The organism is Streptomyces sp. NBC_00212 (assembly GCF_045206365.1).
Lineage (GTDB): Bacteria > Actinomycetota > Actinomycetes > Streptomycetales > Streptomycetaceae > Streptomyces.
In genome coordinates this window covers 8354255-8372085 of sequence record NZ_CP108115.1, presented here as the reverse complement: position 1 = coordinate 8372085, position 17831 = coordinate 8354255, and the positions used below count along the sequence as shown (strand labels likewise).

At 71.2% G+C, this 17831-nt stretch carries 17 protein-coding genes; 8 read left to right on the top strand and 9 right to left on the bottom strand.

Features of this window, described 5'->3' with window-relative positions:
* Window positions 1–43 precede the first annotated feature (43 nt).
* Both OHA17_RS38290 and OHA17_RS38285 read right to left on the bottom strand, forming a co-directional pair.
* Window positions 44–706, bottom strand: coding sequence for a carbonic anhydrase (locus tag OHA17_RS38290; protein ID WP_398881478.1), 663 nt, complete (start codon window positions 704–706; stop codon window positions 44–46).
* A gap of 119 nt (window positions 707–825) precedes the next feature.
* Window positions 826–1434, bottom strand: coding sequence for an SUKH-4 family immunity protein (locus OHA17_RS38285; protein WP_406510371.1), 609 nt, complete (start codon window positions 1432–1434; stop codon window positions 826–828).
* Window positions 1435–1651: 217 nt separating this feature from the next.
* Here OHA17_RS38285 and OHA17_RS38280 point away from each other — a divergent pair, with 217 nt between their 5' ends.
* Both OHA17_RS38280 and OHA17_RS38275 read left to right on the top strand, forming a co-directional pair.
* On the top strand, window positions 1652–5005 hold the full coding sequence (locus tag OHA17_RS38280; RefSeq protein WP_406510370.1) for a BTAD domain-containing putative transcriptional regulator: 3354 nt from the start codon (window positions 1652–1654) through the stop codon (window positions 5003–5005).
* Window positions 5006–5171: 166 nt separating this feature from the next.
* On the top strand, window positions 5172–5762 hold the full coding sequence (locus OHA17_RS38275; RefSeq protein WP_406510369.1) for a snapalysin family zinc-dependent metalloprotease: 591 nt from the start codon (window positions 5172–5174) through the stop codon (window positions 5760–5762).
* A gap of 124 nt (window positions 5763–5886) precedes the next feature.
* Here the strand turns inward: OHA17_RS38275 and OHA17_RS38270 are convergent, their stop codons facing one another.
* Window positions 5887–6834, bottom strand: a complete 948-nt coding sequence (locus OHA17_RS38270; protein WP_406510926.1) for an isopenicillin N synthase family dioxygenase — start codon at window positions 6832–6834, stop codon at window positions 5887–5889.
* A 148-nt stretch (window positions 6835–6982) separates the two neighbouring features.
* Here OHA17_RS38270 and OHA17_RS38265 point away from each other — a divergent pair, with 148 nt between their 5' ends.
* From OHA17_RS38265 to OHA17_RS38245, 5 genes are all read left to right on the top strand, one after another.
* Complete coding sequence (locus OHA17_RS38265) at window positions 6983–7531, top strand: GNAT family N-acetyltransferase (protein ID WP_406510368.1); 549 nt, start codon at window positions 6983–6985, stop codon at window positions 7529–7531.
* A gap of 222 nt (window positions 7532–7753) precedes the next feature.
* Window positions 7754–9154 carry an Ig-like domain-containing protein gene (locus tag OHA17_RS38260; protein WP_406510367.1) on the top strand — a complete coding sequence of 467 codons (1401 nt, stop codon included), beginning with the start codon at window positions 7754–7756 and terminating at the stop codon, window positions 9152–9154.
* 146 nt (window positions 9155–9300) lie between these two features.
* A complete protein-coding gene (locus OHA17_RS38255; RefSeq protein ID WP_406510366.1) occupies window positions 9301–10080 on the top strand; it encodes an SDR family oxidoreductase in 780 nt (259 codons plus the stop codon).
* Window positions 10081–10304: 224 nt separating this feature from the next.
* Window positions 10305–11084 carry an ATP nucleotide 3'-pyrophosphokinase gene (locus tag OHA17_RS38250; RefSeq protein ID WP_406510365.1) on the top strand — a complete coding sequence of 260 codons (780 nt, stop codon included), beginning with the start codon at window positions 10305–10307 and terminating at the stop codon, window positions 11082–11084.
* A 231-nt stretch (window positions 11085–11315) separates the two neighbouring features.
* Window positions 11316–12509: a macrolide family glycosyltransferase gene (locus OHA17_RS38245; protein WP_406510364.1), complete on the top strand. Its 1194-nt coding sequence runs from the start codon at window positions 11316–11318 to the stop codon at window positions 12507–12509.
* A 66-nt stretch (window positions 12510–12575) separates the two neighbouring features.
* Here OHA17_RS38245 and OHA17_RS38240 read toward each other — a convergent pair whose 3' ends face one another.
* Window positions 12576–12704, bottom strand: coding sequence for a hypothetical protein (locus tag OHA17_RS38240; protein WP_406510363.1), 129 nt, complete (start codon window positions 12702–12704; stop codon window positions 12576–12578).
* 148 nt (window positions 12705–12852) lie between these two features.
* Between OHA17_RS38240 and OHA17_RS38235 the strand changes: the two genes are divergently transcribed.
* Window positions 12853–13467 carry a hypothetical protein gene (locus OHA17_RS38235; RefSeq protein ID WP_406510362.1) on the top strand — a complete coding sequence of 205 codons (615 nt, stop codon included), beginning with the start codon at window positions 12853–12855 and terminating at the stop codon, window positions 13465–13467.
* 81 nt (window positions 13468–13548) lie between these two features.
* Here the strand turns inward: OHA17_RS38235 and OHA17_RS38230 are convergent, their stop codons facing one another.
* From OHA17_RS38230 to OHA17_RS38210, 5 genes are all read right to left on the bottom strand, one after another.
* Complete coding sequence (locus tag OHA17_RS38230) at window positions 13549–14553, bottom strand: helix-turn-helix domain-containing protein (protein WP_406510361.1); 1005 nt, start codon at window positions 14551–14553, stop codon at window positions 13549–13551.
* A 93-nt stretch (window positions 14554–14646) separates the two neighbouring features.
* Window positions 14647–15702, bottom strand: coding sequence for a beta-propeller fold lactonase family protein (locus OHA17_RS38225; RefSeq protein WP_406510360.1), 1056 nt, complete (start codon window positions 15700–15702; stop codon window positions 14647–14649).
* Between the two features lie 290 nt (window positions 15703–15992).
* Window positions 15993–16664: a hypothetical protein gene (locus OHA17_RS38220; protein WP_406510359.1), complete on the bottom strand. Its 672-nt coding sequence runs from the start codon at window positions 16662–16664 to the stop codon at window positions 15993–15995.
* Window positions 16661–17239, bottom strand: a complete 579-nt coding sequence (locus OHA17_RS38215) for an RNA polymerase sigma factor (protein WP_406510358.1) — start codon at window positions 17237–17239, stop codon at window positions 16661–16663. The genes OHA17_RS38220 and OHA17_RS38215 overlap by 4 nt, the downstream gene beginning before the upstream one ends.
* A 113-nt stretch (window positions 17240–17352) precedes the next feature.
* Entirely contained in the window at window positions 17353–17829 is a 477-nt protein-coding gene (locus OHA17_RS38210) for a hypothetical protein (RefSeq protein ID WP_398881447.1), read from the bottom strand.
* Between the last annotated feature and the right edge of the window lie 2 nt (window positions 17830–17831).

Sequence of the window (17831 nt, the reverse complement as noted above, 5' to 3'; positions counted from 1 at the left end):
AACCCCCACCGCGCCGCGCCGCCCAATACTCTCGACGGCCCTTTCAGGCGGGCAGTGCACGCCCGATCGGTGCGCTGGACGACGCTGCGGTCGGGATGCCGTGCGCGGTGACGAGCCGGGCGTTGCCTTCAGCGAGTTGGTAGGCGAGGCCCACGACGCCGGTGTGGCCTGCGGCGACCTGGTCGGCGAGGACGCGGGAGCGGTCCAGAAGCAGGTCCACGGTGTGCCGTATGTGTGCGTCGATGAAGTCACTGTCCGAGGTGAGGCCGGCCGCGCGGGCAGCGAGCACGCTCGGGGTGACTCGCTCAACGACATCGCGGACGTATCCCGTGGCGGACAGCCCCTCCTCGACAGCGGCGCGTGCGGCTGCGACGGCACCGCAGGAGTCATGCCCCAGGACGACGACGAGGCGGCAGTCCAGCACGCTCGTGCCGTACTCGATGCTGCCCAGGACCTCCGGCCCCAGGACGTGGCCGGCGGTGCGGACCACGAACAGGTCACCGAGCCCCTGGTCGAAGATGATCTCGGCGGCCAGCCTGGAGTCGGAGCAACCCAGCAGGACCGCGAAGGGCTTCTGGGCAGGCGCGAGCTCGGCCCGCCGCGCGGCGTCCTGGTTGGGATGGTCGGGAGTTCCGGCTACGAAGCGCCCGTTCCCCCTGAGGAGGGCGTCAAGCGCCTGGCCGGGCGAGAGCGCGGTGGATGACATGCCCGCAGCCTACGAGGCGACTCACCCCTCGCCTTGCCGCCCCCCGCCATCCGAGGCCGCCGGGCCGGCGCGCCGTCGCCGACCCGGCGGAGGTGGTGCGGCCGGCCCTCCACAAGGCGTCAGTCGAGGTTCAGGTAGCCCTCGCGCAGCTCGTCCACCACGTTCTGCCAGAAGTCGTAGTCGTCCAGGTACAGGCCCAACTCCTCCAGCAGCTCGGTGAATTCGGTCAGCGCCGTCACGTCGCCGCCGTCGAAGCGCTCCTCGTATCGGGCCAGCAGCGCGAACGCGGCCAGCGCCTGCGACGCCGAGTCGGCCACGTAGCCCACGTGGCCGGCGGCGTGGTCCCAGCCGTTCGGATCGTACGCCTCGACCGAGCCCGTGCCTCCGTCGACCATCAGGTGCAGCCCGTTGACGAGCCCTGCGCTGTAGGCGTAGCCGTCCGGCGGGGTGTCGTCGTCGGGGTAGCGGCGGCCGAAGATCTCGTCCGGATCCGCCTCCCACAGGCCGCGCTCCGGCAGTTCCATCCCGTCGAACCCGGTGAAACGGTTCCGCGTGGCGGGGATGCCGACCTCCGAGAGGAACGCCCGGGTCCTGGCGTGCTCCAGCCCCTCGGGCAGCGACTGAGGGCTCGGGCGCCACAGGGTGCCTGCACCGAAGCAGGACTCCAGCCACTCGACGGTGGGGTTCCTGGCGGCGGCAAGGAACTCGGCGTCAACGGCAGCTGTCATGGGTGGATCTCCCCCGGTCAAAGTGGTGCGACGGACCCTATTCAAGCGCGTCGCACGGACAGCGACCGCTGACGGGTCAGCTCCTCCACGACAGGCACGAGTTTCCACCGAGCGCATACCTTCCAGTTGGTATGAGGGCCCGTGGCCGCCGCGTGGCAGGGTTGTCAGCCGCACACTCATGGTGCTGCTGATGTCCGGGGCAGGAGGGGGCTGTTCAATGCTCACGTTCAGGGTGCTCGGTCCCTTGGAAGTGACGGGGAACGGCGCGCCCGTCGAAGTGCAGGGACCTCAGCGCCGCATGATGCTCGCGCGGCTGCTGGCCGCTCAGGGCCAGGTGGTGTCCGTCGAGAGTCTCATCGACGGGCTCTGGGACGGGGTGCCGCCGCTGCGCGCCACGGGCGTTCTGCGGACCGTCGTCTTCGGTCTGCGCAAGGCGCTGGAGCCGGACCGGCCACCACGCACACCACCGCGGCTGCTGGTATCCGCCCCCACCGGCTATGCCCTGCGGGTGCCCGAAGAAGCGGTGGACGCCTGGCGTTTCGAGGCTGCGGTGCGGGGGACCCGCGCGAGCGGCACTCCCCCGGAGGCGGTGCTGCGGCAGCTCGACCGCGCGCTGACCATGTGGCGCGGCCCCGCCTACGCCGAGTTTTCCACCGCGCGCTGGGCCGCACGGGAGACGGCCCGGCTCGAAGAGTTCCGCGCACGGGCGGTGGAGCAGCGGGCCCAGGCACTGATCACGCTCGGCCGTGCCGCCGAACCGCTGCCCGACCTCGAAGCGCAGGTCCTCGACCATCCGCTGCGCGAGGAGAGCTGGCGGCTGCTCGCGCTCGCCCTCTACCAGGCCGGGCGCCAGGGTGACGCGCTCGCGGCGCTTCGCCGCGTCAGGCGCGTGCTGATGAACGATCTCGGAGTGGAGCCCGGCGCGGAGCTGCGGCGCCTGGAGGCCGACGTCCTCGCTCAGGCGCCGCGCCTGGAGCCGGCCGCCGTCGCCCAGCCCACCGCGCAGCTCGCCCCCTCGGTCACACCCCCTAGCGCGCAACTCACGCCCTCGGCCGCGCTCCTCGCCGCCCCGCCGTTCGTGGGGCGCGCGAACGAGCTGGGCCGCCTTGAAGAAGCCGCGGCCGTGGCCGCCGCCGGGCGGCTGACCCTGGCCCTGGTCACCGGCGAGCCGGGGGTGGGCAAGACGAGGCTGGTCGAGCAGGTCGGCGACGTACTCGCCCGGCGGGGCTGGACCTGTGTGCGGGGGCGTTGCCCGGAGAGCGGTGGCGCACCGGCCGCCTGGCCGTGGACCGAGCTGCTGTCCGAACTCGCGGCCGCCGGGCACGAGCCGCTCCCCGAATCGGCCCGGGTGCTGGCTCCGCTCCTGGAGAGCGCGTCCGCGCACACCTCCCACGACGCGACCGGCGGTCGATTCCGGATGCGTCACGCGGTCGTCAACCACCTCACTGCCACGGCCCGTACGGCCCCGCTGCTCATCGTCATCGAGGACCTGCACCGGGCCGACGAGGAGACACTCGACCTGCTGGCCCACCTCGTCGACGGCGCCGGCGCGGCGCCCATCATGGTCGTGACGACGCTGCGGCCCCACGAGGAGTCGCCCGGGCTGCGGGACGCGCTCGGCCAGCTCGCCCGCTACGCTCCGGTCCGCGTCGATCTTGCGGGACTGTCCGAGGAGGCCGTGGGCGAGCTCCTGCGGTCCGGGGCACCCGACCTGGACGAGGTCACGGTACGGGCGGTCGCCGAGCGGACCGGCGGCAACGCGTTCTTCGTGTGCGAGACCGCGCGGCTGATCAGCGCGGCGGGCGCCGAGGACGCCCTCTCCCAAGTGCCCGCCGGGGTCCACGCGGTGGTCCGGCAGCGCCTCGCCCGGCTGCCCGAGACCGCCCAGGCCCTGCTGCGGCAGGCCACCGTACTCGGCCGTGAAGTCGACCTGGACGTCCTGGCCGCCATGACCGACAGCGACCCCGAGACCGTGGCCACCGCCGTCGAGACGGCCCTGGATGCGGGGCTGCTCGTGGAGGACGGCCCCGACCGGGTGCGCTTCGTTCACATCCTGGTGCGCGACGCCCTCTACGAGGAGGCTCCACAGCTGCGCCGGGCGCGCTGGCACGCCCGGGCCGGCACCGAGATCCAGCGGCTGCGCCCCGCCGAAGTGAGCCTGCTGGCCTACCACTTCCTGGCGGCCGGCGACCGGGCCACCGCCCCGCGCGCCGCACGATATGCGAAGGCGGCCGCGGAACAGGCGGCATGGCGGTTCGCCCACCGTGAGGCGGCCCGGCTGTGGCAGGAGGCCCTCGCGGCCCACGACCGCTCGGAGGTCCACGACGAACGGACCCGCCTCGGCCTCGTCATGGGCACGATCAGAGCGCTCGCCCTTGCCGGTGACGTGGTCGCCGCGCGCGAGCGGCGCAACGCGGCCATCGCCGACGCCGAGCGGCTCGGCGACCCCCTGCTCACCGCGGACCTGCTCTCCGCTTTCGACGTACCGACCGTCTGGACCAACCGCCGTTACGCGGCCAAGGACGAGCAGGTCGTGGCCGCGGCCGAGCGCGTCCTGCGCCTCCTGCCCCCGCACGCCGGGGAAGCGCGCTGCCGCGTGCTCACCACGCTGGCCCTGGAACTCGACGGCACCCAGGACGACCGGGGCCGGCAGGCCGCGCACCAGGCCGAGGCCCTCGCTCGCGGCCTGGACCGGCCGGATCTGCTCGCGCAGGCGCTCAACGCCCGGCACGCGCACGCCTACCACCGCGCGGGGCTCGCCCTCGAACGCCTTGCCATCGGCCGCGAGCTGCTGGCCCTCGGGGTCCGCCACGACCTGGCCGCCGTGGAGGTGCTGGGCCATGTGATCCTCGCCCAGGCGCATGCCGCGCTCGCCGAGCCGGAGACGGCCGATGAACACGCCGACGCGGTCGAGCGGTTGGCGGACCGCTACGACCTGCCGCTGCCGGGGACACTGCTCGGCTGGTACCGGGCGATGCGGGTGTCGATCGCGGGCCGGTTCGCGGACGCCGACACCGCCTACCGCCGGACCACCGAGCGGCTCGGCGAGTCCTGGATGTGGGGCATCGAACGCGATCTGCTGCACTTCGCCCTGTTCTGCCTCTACATCCAGAACGGCACCCTGCTCGACCTGGCCGGCGAGGCCGACGAGCAGTACCAGCGCTGGGGCTCCAACTACGCCCGCGGCAAGGCCCTGATGTTGCTGGCCGAGGGGCACCCCGCACAGGCGCGCGCCGTCACCTCGGCGGCGCGGGAGCTGCCCCGCGACTATCTCCTTGAGGCGCGCCTCGGTCTCGCCGCCATCCTGGCCGTGTCCCTCGACGACCGTGAGATGGCCGCGTCGGTCTACGAGGAACTCCTGCCCGCCGCCGACTGCTTGGCCGGTGCGGGCAGCGGAGTGGTGACCCTCGGCCCGGTGTCCCACTACCTCGGCGAGCTCGCCCGCTGCCTGGGCCGGCCGGACCAAGCAGCCGCGCACCACCGCCACGCGCTGGCCATCGCCGAACGTACCGGTGCCCCGCACTGGGCCGAGGCCGCCCGAGCGGCCCTCACCCGCGGTGGACCCGGCTGACGACTGTCGAAGGCGAGCGAGCCGACTCCCCCACTCCAGCCGAACTCCGCGTGTTTCCAGTCAACTTGACGACTTCGGGCCGGACCCCGCACCAACTGTTGTCATGTCCGCGATGAACTTGTTTACTGCGGACAACAGCTGAGACTCAAGGAGGCGCAACAGTCTCATGAGGAAGCGAACAGCCGTCCTGGCGGCACTCATCCCGGCCTTGCTGAGCACCACGACCGGCCTCGCTCCGGCCCACTCGGCGCCGCGCGCGCCCGCAGCCGTGATCACTCTGACCTACGACGCCGACGCGGCCGGCCCGTGGGCCGACTCGGTCAAGCAGGCCGTTCAGAACTGGAACGACGCGGTGCACAACGTGCGCCTGGAACCGGCAAGCAGCCCCGGTTCGGCCGACTACGTCTACGAGGCGACGAGCGGCTGGCCGCAGACCACGTTGGGTCCGATCTTCCCCGGTGGCGGCGGTGACGTGCAGCTGGGCCAGCAGGCGGTGGACGAGGGCTACGACGCGATCCGGATCACGGCGCACGAGACGGGGCACATCCTGGGACTGCCCGACGACTACAGCGGCCCGTGTTCGGAGCTCATGTCCGGCCACGGCCCCGGCACGTCCTGCACGAACGCCAAGCCCGATGCGGCCGAGGCGGCGCAGGTCGACAGCAACTACGCCGCCGGCGTGGCGGCGCCGCACCGTCAGCGCCACCAAGTGGTCATCGACATCTGGTCCGGCCGGGTCCTCACCGGCTCGCACTGAACCGAGACCGATGCCCCCGCGGGCCGGTCGCGGCACGCGCTCCCACCGGTGCCGTACGAGGGCGCTCCGGTGAACTGCCCACGCCGCCGGGCCCATTGGGGACGGGCAGGCGGGGGCAGCCGGGTCAGTCGGCTGTGATCGCGTCCAGTTGGGCGCGCAGGTAGCTGTGCGAGTCGACGCCCCGTACGTCCGTGCCCGGGTCGCACTCGTAGAAGTACACCAGCGACAGCAGCTCTTCCGCCGGGGCGTCGGCGGGCGGCGGCAGCACGCGGTGGCGGCCCGATTTCCAGCGCCCGTCAGCCCAACGCGCCATCAGATCACCGATGTTGACGGTCAGCGCGGCGGGATCGTACGGGGCGTCCTGCCAGCCGTGCCGGTCCGTGAAGACCTGGAGCCCGCCCTTGCCGTGCTGCCGGTCCAGGACCGTCACCGTCCCGAAGTCGGTGTGGGGCCCGATCCGGAACTGGCCCGGCTGCGGGGCGCCGACGGTGTCCGTCCCGGGATACCAGTTGATGTTGAACCCCCAGGTGGGGTGGCCGGTGTGCCGGGTGAAAAAGTCCTCGGGGCGGCCGAGGGCCACGGCCAGGAGGTCCAGGAGGCGATCGGAGAGCGCCTTCATCCCGGCGAGGTAGTCGTCGAGGAGCGGTTTGAGGTCCGGGACCTCGGCGGGCCAGGTGTTGGGCGCGAACCACTCCGCGTCGACGGCCGCGTCCTCGGTGGGGTGCTCGGCGGCGAAGGACAGCGACTCCTTCAGGTCCGGCGGGGTTTCGGTGCCCTCGGCGTAGCCATTGGCCTCGGCACCCGGGCCCAGCCATCCCCTTCCACCCACCTTCACGGCGTACGGCTGCTTGGCAGGGGCAGGGAGGTGGAAGAAGGCGCGGGCGGTCTCGCGGATGGCGGCGGGCAGCGACGGGTCGATGCCGTGGCCCGTGACCAGGAGAAAACCGGCGCTCTGGAGAGCACGGTCGATCCGGGCCGGGTCAGGGGCAGCCAGATCGACGGTGGGGATGAGGTCCACGGGGGAGGTCTCCCCCACCCCTCCGCCTCCCGAAACCAGGCCCCGCCGCCCCATCCGGTACGGAACATGTGCCGGCCGCAGGGCAGGCATCGCGCAGTACCACCAACTGAGCGCCCGTCAAATCGCCACGATCCACGCCGAGATCATCCCGGTGTGATGGATCACTGGGTGACCCAGTACCGACAGGCCCTAACGTTGTTCCATGCCCAAGATGCCGTCACGTGTCGAACTATGCCCGCTCACCCTCTCCGACCAGGACGAGTTCTGCACGCTCGTGCGGGCCAGCTCCGAACTGCACCTGCCGTGGATGCGGCTGCCCGCGACCGCGGAGGAGTTCCAGGTCTGGATGCGCCGCTTCGACGACGGCTCCAATCGGGGCTATCTGATCCGGGTCCGGGAGACCGGCGCGGCCGCCGGCACGGTCAACATCAACTCGATCATCCGGGGCCGCTACCAGGGCGCGTCCCTCGGCTATGCGGCCTTCGCCCCGTCCGCCGGGTGCGGTTACATGACCGAAGGCCTCACCGCCATCCTGCGGCACGCGTTCACCGACCTGCGGCTCCACCGCCTGGAGGCCAACATTCAGCCGTCGAACAGGGCGTCCCTCGCCTTGGTCCAGCGGCTGGGCTTCCGCTACGAAGGGGTTTCGTCCGCCTACCTCTACATCGACGGGGCCTGGCGGGACCACGAACGCTGGGCCATCACCGCACCGACCCCCTGGACACCCGATCCATCGCTTCCCGAGGTCTGAGGGCGCACATCCACAGTGGATCGAGGTGGTGAGCGAGGAGGATCGACCATGCCCGGAGCTGGGAGGCCTCCCGCCGACCTTTCACCTTGCGCGGAACGGTTGGTTCAACCGGGCGGTCCGCTGCACCCGTTCGGGGCCATCGGCGACGACGCGGTCATATGGTCTTCCCGCGGTCTGCTGTGATGACGCCATCCCGCTGTCGATGCCTGGGAGGGCCGCACCGTGAGACCCCGGGTCAAGAACTGGAGCATGGTGCTCGCCACGGCAGGCGCCATGACCATGGTGGCCGCGGCGACCATGCCCACATCGGCGCTGCCCGCCTCCTCGACAGTGCCCCTCCTCGCGGACACGGCGCTGGAAGCCGTGGCGGGGAAGGAACCGGCGGGCGGGCAGTGCACGACGAGCTGTCCCGTCGGGGCGTGCGGGGCCGCGGGTTCCTGGGGCGACGACCGGCCGCACACGATCGATGACGACGACAAAAGTCAACTGCCCATCGTCCGTGCCGACTTGGACCCGGACTCCGTGATGCCGTTGGCGGATCCTGCCGACTCTCTGACGATCAGGCTGAGGGCGGACGGCCGGCTGACGGACGTGAACGTCACCGACGCACAGGGGCGCCACCTCGCGGGCCGGACCAGCGACGACGGTGCTTGCTGGCACAGCACGACACCGTTGCGCGCCGGCACCCGCTACCTCCTGCGAGCCGTGGCCGAGGACCAGGACGGCCTGCCCGGGCAGGCCAGTTGGGACCTGGAGACCGCGCCGTCGCCACCGGGCAGCAGACTCACCGCCGCCTTCGGCCCCACGCCCGGCGTCTACGGAGTGGGGCAGCCCCTCGTCGCCGAACTGTCCCAGCCGGTCCCGGCAGCCGACCACCAGGCACGAAGGCTCGCCGAACGGTCCCTGCAAGTGACGTCCCAGCCCGCCGTGGAGGGCTCGTGGCACTGGGTGGACGACAGCACGCTCCACTACCGGCCCAAGACGTACTGGCCCACCCACGCCGCCATCCAGGTCCGCAGCGGCCTCGACGGGATCCACGTCACCGGCAAGCTGTACGGCGGCCCCTCACAGCCGCTCACCCTCACCACCGGGGACCGGATCGAAGCCGTCACCGACGTCGCGGCACACGAGATGACCGTCAAGCGCAACGGCCACACGGTCAGAACGATCGCGGTGACCACCGGCAAGCCGGGCTTCCGCACCCGCGGGGGCATCAAGGTGGTCCTGGGCAAGGAACTCACCGTACGGATGCGGGGCGACTCCATCGGTATCGCCCGCGGCACCAGCGACTTCTACGACCTGCCCGTCTCCTACGCCACCCGCCTCACCTGGAGCGGCGAGTACGTCCACGCCGCGCCCTGGTCCCTCGAAGCCCAGGGCGCGGAGAACGTCAGCCACGGCTGCACCGGCATGTCCACCGACGACGCCGCCTGGTTCTACGACACCGTCCGCCCCGGCGACATCGTCAACGTGATCGACGGCTACGGCGCCCCCATGACCGTCTTCGACAACGGCTACGGCGACTGGAACCTCACCTGGAAGCAGTGGCGTGCCGGGAGTTCCCTGACCGACGTCCCCCACTACGCGACCACCACCGCCGCCCGCCTCCGCCCCACGCCCTGATCCCGCCATCCCCCACGCGCCAGGACGGGACAACGGGGCCACCGATCCACCCCCCACACCGATGATGTCCGTCGCACCGGAACAGGCTCATCGCGAGACTGAGTCGTTCCCGGATTCGGCCGGGCGTCATAAGAGAAGGGGCGATCATGGGGGAACTCGACGGTAGGACCGCACTGGTGACGGGCGGCTCGCGTGGGATCGGGCGCGCGGTCGCGCTGCGGCTCGCCGCCGACGGGGCGTTGGTCGCGGTCCATTACGGAGACAACGACGCGGCCGCCGCGGAGAGTGTGGCGCGGATCGCCGAGGCCGGGGGGCGCGCGTTCGCAGTGCGGGCCCGGTTCGGCGAGCGCGGTGCGGTGGACCGGCTGTTCGAGGGGCTCGCCGCCGGCCTGGCGGACCACGGCGCGGACGGCCTGGACATCCTCGTCAACAACGCGGGCATCCACTCGACCAGTTCGATCGGGAAGCTCACCGAGGAGGAGTTCGAGCGGCTGCTGGCCATCAACGTGAGCACGCCGATTTTCGTGGTCCAGCGGGCGCTGCCGCTGCTGCGGGACGGCGGGCGGATCGTCAACATGGGCTCGGCCGCCACCCGGATCGCGAACCCCCTCCAGATCGGCTACACCGTCAGCAAGGCGGCGTTGGCCGCCCTCGGCCCGTCGCTCGCCAACGAGCTGGGCCGTCGGGGGATCACCGTGAACACGGTCGAACCCGGGGCGGTGCTGACCGCCCTGATCGCCCACTACGCCGCGGTTCCCGAGGCGGTCGCCGGACTTGAGGCGATCACCGCGCTCGGCCGGATCGGGCAGCCGGAGGACGTCGCAGACGTGGTGGGCTTCCTGGCGGGCCCACAGGGTCGCTGGGTGACCGGCCAGACCATAGACGTCTCCGGCGGCACCTACCTCGGCCCCATCGCAGCCGGGTGATCCGCCCGGGTGCCCGTACCGGGCGCCCCCGCTACGTACCGAGGCGTCCAGGGTTCGGATCTCGTCGAGGCACGGTGCGATCAAGCCAGATTCCCTCTGGTTGAGAGTGGCGGGATCACCTGGAGGGGGTGGTTCCTGTTGGGTCTTTCGCCAGAGGTCGTCCGTCGCTCCGTGTCTCGCGGGGCGGCGGACGGCTGTCACCGAGAGAGGAACGACCACCGCCGATGAATCTCAGCCGCACCGTCGCGCGGGCCGCGACCGCCGCCGCCCTCGCCGCCGCCCTCAGTACAGTCACCGTCCACGGAGCCGAAGCGGGGCCCCTGACCGACAGGACGAGCAAGGCCCATCGCCTCAACCTGCCTGCGGATGACGGGAGTTGGAGCGGTGACGGCCTGTCGCTGAAGCCCGCCGACAATGCTGCGGTCAACGCGTTCTACGACCGGGCGACGAAGGCCGAGCGGACCATCAGCCCCCAGGTGCGGACGGCCGCCTGGATCAGCGGCGCCGAACTCATCGGCTTCGACTACCGCCTCAAGTCACCCGACTCGCTCAAGCGCAAGGTCGCCACCTCCCTCAAGGAACACCCCGGCCAGGAGGTCAACGAGGCGCTGGCCGAGATCAAGGACTCCGTGCGCTACACCCTCCAGTGGCCGGACGATCGCTACACCAAGGGAGTGACCGTCGCCTCCGAGGTGCTCTCCGCCTGGGGCAACGAGAGCACCAAATGGTCCAACACCTGGGCTCGCGGCAAGGGCTACAAGGCCATCAACTCCGCCTGGCGAGCGCCCAGTTCGCAGCACGTCTTCGAGGTCCAGTTCCACACGCCCGCCAGTAAGCACGCCCAGGAAGTCACCCACAAGCTCTACGAGGAACAGCGCCTGCCCTCCACCAGTCCCGAACGCGCCCGCGAACTCCAGGCCGAGCAGGACGCGATCTTCGCCGCCGTCCCCGTGCCTCCGGGCGCCGACCGCCTGACCGCGCCGCCAGCCGTGCCCGTCGGCTGACGAGGGCCCCGCCGAGGGGACGGAAGTGAGGTCGTGCGAGGGAGAGGGCACGGGCGCGCTCGCAGTCGCGCCCGGGTGCGCCGACCGGGTGTGGGGTGCTTTCGTGCCCCACACCCGCACGAGAGTGCCCCGGGCACCGCGCGATGCGTTGCGTTTTGCGCTCTGCCCGTTGCCGAGTCGGGCTCCTCGGCGTTTCCCTGACGTAGCCCTCATATTCAAGGAAGTCCTGATATGCCCCGACCTGCCCACATCGCCATGATCGGCACGCCCCTGGTCAGCCACGTGCTGCCCAGCCTGGAGATCATCCGTGAGCTGGTGGCCCGCGGCCATCGCGTGACGTACGCCAACGCCGACCACACCGCCGAACTGATCACCCACACCGGCGCCGAACTCGTCCCCCTGACCTCGACGCTGCCGGTCGCGCACCAGGACTGGCCGCAGGACCCCATCGCCGCCGCCGCCCTCTTCCTCGACGAGGCGATGGCCGTTCTGCCACAACTGCACGCCGCGTACGACGACGACCCCGCCGACCTCTACCTCTACGACACCGGCGCCTACGCGGCCCGCGCGCTGGCCGAGGCGCAGGGCCGCCCCCTCGTTCAGCTGTCACCGACGCATGCGGCCTGGGAGGGTGCCCAGGAGGAGATCAGCGCGGCGCTCGGCGAGCTGCCCGGAGGCCACGAGCACCGGGCGCGGTTCGCCGACTGGCTGGCGCGGTGCGGGGCGGTGACCACGAGCATGGAAGAGTTCACCGGCCACCCGAGGCGCGTCCTTTCCATGATCCCCCACGCCATGCAGCCACATGCGGACCGGGTCGACACCGAGGCCGTCACGTTCGTCGGCCCGTGCACAGGCGCCGGCGAGGAGCAGGACGGCTGGATGCGGCCGGCCGGCGCCAAAAAGGTACTGCTGGTGTCGCTGGCCGGCTCGGCGTACCTCGGACCGCAAGAGATCTACCAGCAGTGCGTCGCCGCCTTCGCGGACCTTCCGGGCTGGCATGTGGTGCTCCAGACCACCGGCGACAGCGATCCTTCCGAGCTGACGGAACGGATTCCCGCCAACTTCGAAGTGCGGCCGTGGACAAGCCCGATGACGATCCTTGAGCACGCGGACGCATGCGTGACGCACACCGCGATGGGCAGCAGCAGCGAGTGCCTGTACGCCGGCGTGCCGGCGATCGCGGTGCCGGACGGCGCCGAGCAGGGCATCTACGCCGACCGGCTGGTCGAACTGGGCGTCGCCCGCCGGATCAACACCACCGACCTCACAGCGGCGGCGCTGCGCACAGCCCTGATGGAACTCATCGGCGATCCACGGATCGCCGCGCGCTCAGCATGGCTGTGGGCCGAGGTGCGCGCCGAGGGCGGCACCCGCCGGGCCGCGGACCTGATCGAGGAGGAACTGGCGAAGGAGCGAGTGGGCTGACAGCACGTCAGCACCGCGCGGGCGAAACCGCTCACCGACAAGCCGGGGAACCGCCTTCGGCCCGGGTCACACGCCCGGCCCGGTGTCGCCGTTGCCGAAGAGCTGCTTGAGCACCGGGGAGCCGACCGTCTGGTCCTCGGCCGCAGGGTTGTCCGGGCCGAGCGGCTTCCCGGCACGCCGCGACCAGGACCGCATCGACGACGTGGATCAGGCCGCATGAGCGATGGGCGTGCACCGCTCTTGGCGATTGGATCAGTGCCTGTGTGGCCGGGCACTGGGTGTGGGCTCGGGCGCTGGCATGATGGGAGCGGCACGGCTACGGACACTGCGTGAGGTGTGGAGGATGCGGCGGCTGCAACCGAGCAGCGAAGCGGAGATGATCGCCCTGTTCCTGCGCACCGAACTGGCCTCCGCCCGCTTCCAGGACGGCCTCCAAGCGCTACTGGCACGCGCCGGCCAGCCCGAGCGGGTCGTCACCGACCCCAACCTCGACGACCGCGACGAGAATCACGCACGCCGCCAACTCCTGACCTGGCACCGCGAATACGGCACCCGGTCCGGGCTGTTCAACGGCTTCCCGGACGACGTCCGCTGGGAGTGGGCGGCCATTACTCCGGCCGAACTCGCCAGGGTTCGATACATCGACTACAGCTACTGGGTCGAGCTGTCGGGCGGCACCCGCCTGGCGACTGACGCCGCCCCGCGCATCCGCGCGGGCGTGGCACCGTTCGGAGTGCGAAGCGACTGGCTGCCGGCCATGGCCGCAGCGGTCGCCGACGCCGCACGGTTCCCGCCGCTGATTCTGGTCACCGCCGAGCCCCGCTCCGACGCCGACCTGGTGGTGCTGGAGGGCCACGCCCGCCTGACCGCGTTCATGCTGCGCCCCGACCGGCTACCGCCTGAGCTGGAGGTGTTGGTCGGTTCCTCGCCGACGATGCCGCGTTGGGGACTGTGGTAGCCGGCCACTCCCGTTGAGCAGAATTCCTTTGAGTGCGGCTCTTCCGCGAGGAAGGCCCGGAGGCGACTCCCTGTGGCTCCCCTACAGCCAGCCCCGCCGCGTCGCCTGAATTCCCGCCTGAAACCTGCTCGTCGCCGCAAGGCGTCCCATCAGCACCGACATCCGCCGCCGCAGGCTCCGCTCGCTGATGTGGAGTTGCCGCGCGATCGCCTCGTCCTTCAAACCCGCCGCCAGGAGCGCCAGCAGCGCATCGTCCGGTGTCGGCGTCTGCGCCGACGCGGCCACCGGGCCGGCGCCGATTCGCGCTCCGTCCAGCGCTCCCAGCGGAATGCCCCGCTCCCACAACTGCTCGAACAGGGCCACCAGTGCGTCCGTCAACGCCGAATGGCGCACCAGCACCGCGCTGTCCATCATCCGGTCGGCATGGGTGGACAGCGGCAGCAGCGCCCGCCGCCGGTCCGCGATCACCAGTTTCACCGGCACACTCGGCAGCACCCGTATCCGCTCGCCCAGCTCCGCCAGCCGCTGTGCCTGCCGCCAGCCCCCGTCCGCGGCCAGCACCTCGGCGGCGTGTACCGCGCGGCACTCCACACCCCGTTCCAAGAGCCGCTGCATCGGGGCCAGGCTGTCGTCGGCCGGATCCAGGAACGGCGGGCCGACCAGCGTCAGCAATTCCCTCTCGGTGCCGGCCAGGAGGTCCTGAACTCGGGCATACTGCGCCGTGCCACCCCGTACCACTTCGGTCAACCGCGCCGGGTCGTCCCGTAGTTGAGCCTCTCGGTACTCGGCGGACAGCTCGTCCACCGACTGCCGCATACGGTCCAGCTCCGTGCGGCGTTGGCGCAGCAGCGCGCCGAGCGCCACCTGGGGATCGGCTGACAGCCACGCTTCGCCGTCGGACCCCTCCGCATCGTCACCGTCGGCCTTGACCAGCCCGAGCCCGGCCAAGTTCCGCAGCGCGGCCCGTACTTCGGTCCGGGCCAGGCCCGTTTCCGCCGCGCACTCCTGGGCCGAGCCCCTGCCGAGCCTCACGAGCGCCCGATAGACCCGCTCCTCGCTCTCACCCAACCCCACGGCTTCCCACACTCCCGCAGGTTATCCGGCCGCCGCCGGACCCGACAGCATCCGGCGGCGGCCTGTGGACAACTCGTCGACGCAGAGCTCGCGTTCGGCCTCAACTCAGCCGGCCGTCAGGAACAGCGAGGTGACCTGTGGCAGCCCGGCCGGGTCCAGGGTCGCGGTGGGCTTCCCGGCACGCAGGTCGATGGAGGTGATGCCGGCCTTGTCCTCCTGCGCCTGGAACAGCTGCTTGCCGTTCGATGCCAGAGCCAGCGTGCCGAAGGAGTCCGGTACGGCGATCTGACGGGCTTTCAGCGTGCGGGTGTCCACCACCGAGACGCTGTCGTTCGCGGTGTTGGCCACGTACAGGCTTCTGCCGTCCTTCGACAGCTGGGCCTTGAACGGTCGCCCGCCGACCTGCGCCTGACGGGGCTTCGCGGCCGGGTCGCCCACTTGGTACTCCGAGACGGTGCCACCGTAGTAGTCAGTGGCGTACAGCGTCTTGCCGTCGTGGCTGAGCAGCACCTCGCGAGGAGCCTTGCCGCCGGTGTAAGAGGCCGTGACCTGGTAATTCGAGAGGTCCATTCGGTCGATCCGGTCCCTGGAGTAGATACCCAGGTACGCGGTCCTTCCGTCGGAGCTGATCACCACGCCCTGCGCCGGTGCACCCAGATCGACGGTCCTGACGACCTTGCCGGCCATGAGGTCCACCACCGACAGCGACTGCGCGACCATGCTGGTCACGTAGGCGGTCTTCCCGTCCGGGGAGAGTGCGATGGCGTCGGCGTCCACGCCCATCGGGATCTCCTTCGCCAGCCTGCGCCCGTCTATGTCCACCACGGACAGCGTGCCGCTGTGGTGGTTCGCCAGGTACGCGGTGCGCTGGTCCTTCGACAGTGCGGCCGCCCAAGTCTCGGCTTCCTTGCCGATCCCGAAGCGTGCCACCTCCTTGCCGGTGGCGGGGTCGATGCCGACCAACTCGGTGTTGTCGTCCTTGCTGAGGGTGCTCGGTGTGGTCCACAGCGTGTCGTGGCCGCCACCGTGCTGGTTCCTCTGCTGCCCCGGGTGCCCGTTGTCCGGCTCGGCTGAGGCGTGGGCGCTCACGGGGGTCGCACAGAGCAGCGCCACCGCGAGCGTGACGGCCGTGGACAGGCTGCTTCGACGTGCACGTCTCATGGGGATCCTCCAGTGGTGGGGTGGAAGTCTGCCCCGCACGCTAGACAGCGCGCTGACGCCTTGTCGACGGCCCCGCGCCACCCGGTCTGGCCGGAACCGGTCTTCGGCCGAACCCGGCCATCGCGGCTTTTCCCGCCGCTGATCGCGGACTTCGTCGACCGGATCCGGCTCCGGCCGCATGGCCGCGGTACGGCGAGTGCGGCCACCTCGGGGCTGCCCCGCAGCACGGCGGGCAGGGTGTCGTCCAGGACGACAACTGCCGCGCCGTGCAGGGTTTCTGGCCTACTTGCCTACGGGTTCGTCCCCGGGGCGACGTATCCCTCGCCGATGCCGTTGTCGGACTCCGGGACGCAGTTGGGCACCTCGCGCACCACCGACATCTGCAGCGTGCCCACCTGCCCGTGCAGTCCGGTCGTCGCCACGAACAGCAGGTGCTCCCCCTTCGGGACGGCACTCGGCCTGATCAGCGAGTAGTGCCCGCTGATCCCGCTGTCCGCGCCGGCCTGGGGGAACACCTTCAATGGGTCGACGCTGTTGTCGTAGTGGACGGTGGCGTTGCAGGAGGCGGAGAATCCCATCACCGCCGCGGGAATGCCCGCTTGGCGCAGGGCGTCCTGCAGCCCGGGGATGCCCTTGGGGCTCATCACCTTCACGGCGATGGTGCCGTCCGGGATGGACTTCATCGCGTAGTCGGCATTGACGATGTCGATGCCGCCGCTCTCGGTGCGGTGCGGCGTCGGCGCGGCCGAGGGACCGACCGCGGTCTGCTTGTCGTGTGTCCCGCCGGCCAGTGGCACGGCGACCGCCACGGCGACGGCGGCCGCGACGGCGCCGAGCGTGAACGTGACTCGGCGGCGTGGGACGCGGATCCGGGCGCGGTGGCCGGGCGAGTCGGCCAGGGTGGCCGCGCGGGCGTTGAGCTCGTCCGCGAGCTGCTGCTTGAAGTGCAGGGGGGCGTTCACTGGGTGGCCTCCAGAACGGCTTCGCGGGAGTCGGTTCGGGTGTGCTCGGCGGCTTGCAGGGCCCTACGGGCGCGGTGCAGCCGGACCCGGGCGGCGGTCGAGGTGATGCCCAGCGCCTGCGCGGCTTCGCGGGTGGTCAACCCGTCCAGGGCGACCAGGTCGAGCACCTCGCGCAGTGTGTCGGGCAGCGCGGCGTGGGCCGCTGCCATCTGCCGGGCGGCGCGGGCGGCATCGATCCGCCCCTCGATGGCGCTGATGTCCTGGTCGTCCAGCAGCCGTCGTCCGGTGATCCGGGCCACCGCGTGCTGCTCGCGGGCGCTGCCGCGGAAGTGTGCGGAGATGACGTTGCGGGATATGCCGTGCAGCCAGGCGACGGGCGCGCCGCGCCGGGCGTCGTAGGTGTGCGCGTGTTCCAGTGCGGCCACGAAGATGTCCGCGGTGAGGTCGGCGGCCAGGTGCGGGCTGTCGACACGCCGGGTGACAAAGCCGAGCACGGTGTCGAACTGCTGCTCGTAGAACGCTGCGAACCCGGCGGGGTCGCGCATGGGTGGTGCTGTCGGATGCTCCGCTGGCACGGATGGCTCCTTGGGGCAGGCCGGGCGTGTGGTGCCTTACATCTCTACTTGGTCGCAGCGCCCGGAAGTGTTACATCCCTCATCGGCCTTCGTGCTCACCCGAGCCGAACGAACTACTCCTCGTCGTCGGTATCGGCGGCCCGGCGCAGGCGGCGCAATGTGAGTGCGAAGGCCAGTGCCGAAGCACCGAAGAGCACCGCGGTGATCGCCAGCCAGCGGCCGAGGTAGACGTTTTCGGACAGCCGCGTGGCACCTTCGTAAGGGACCGCCAGATCGAGGATGAGAGGGAACCACACAAGGAGCAGCACGCCGGACAGGAAGGTGGGTACGCGCAGGTAGTTGATCCACGGCACCGACGGCACGCGGCCCGCGCGGTGCCGTAGTACGGACTGGGCCGAGAGATCGGCGAGCGAATACAGCGGTAGCAGGATCAGGTCGTGGAGGATCGCCGCCCCCACGAACCAGATCGCCACTTCGAGCGGCCTGACCGCGAACAGCCGCACCAGGGCGTAGCCGGTGAGCGCGAACGAGCAGATCAGCACGAGGAGATGGAGGGGCCCGGAGCCGTACCAGCGCGCGAATCGTGCCATGG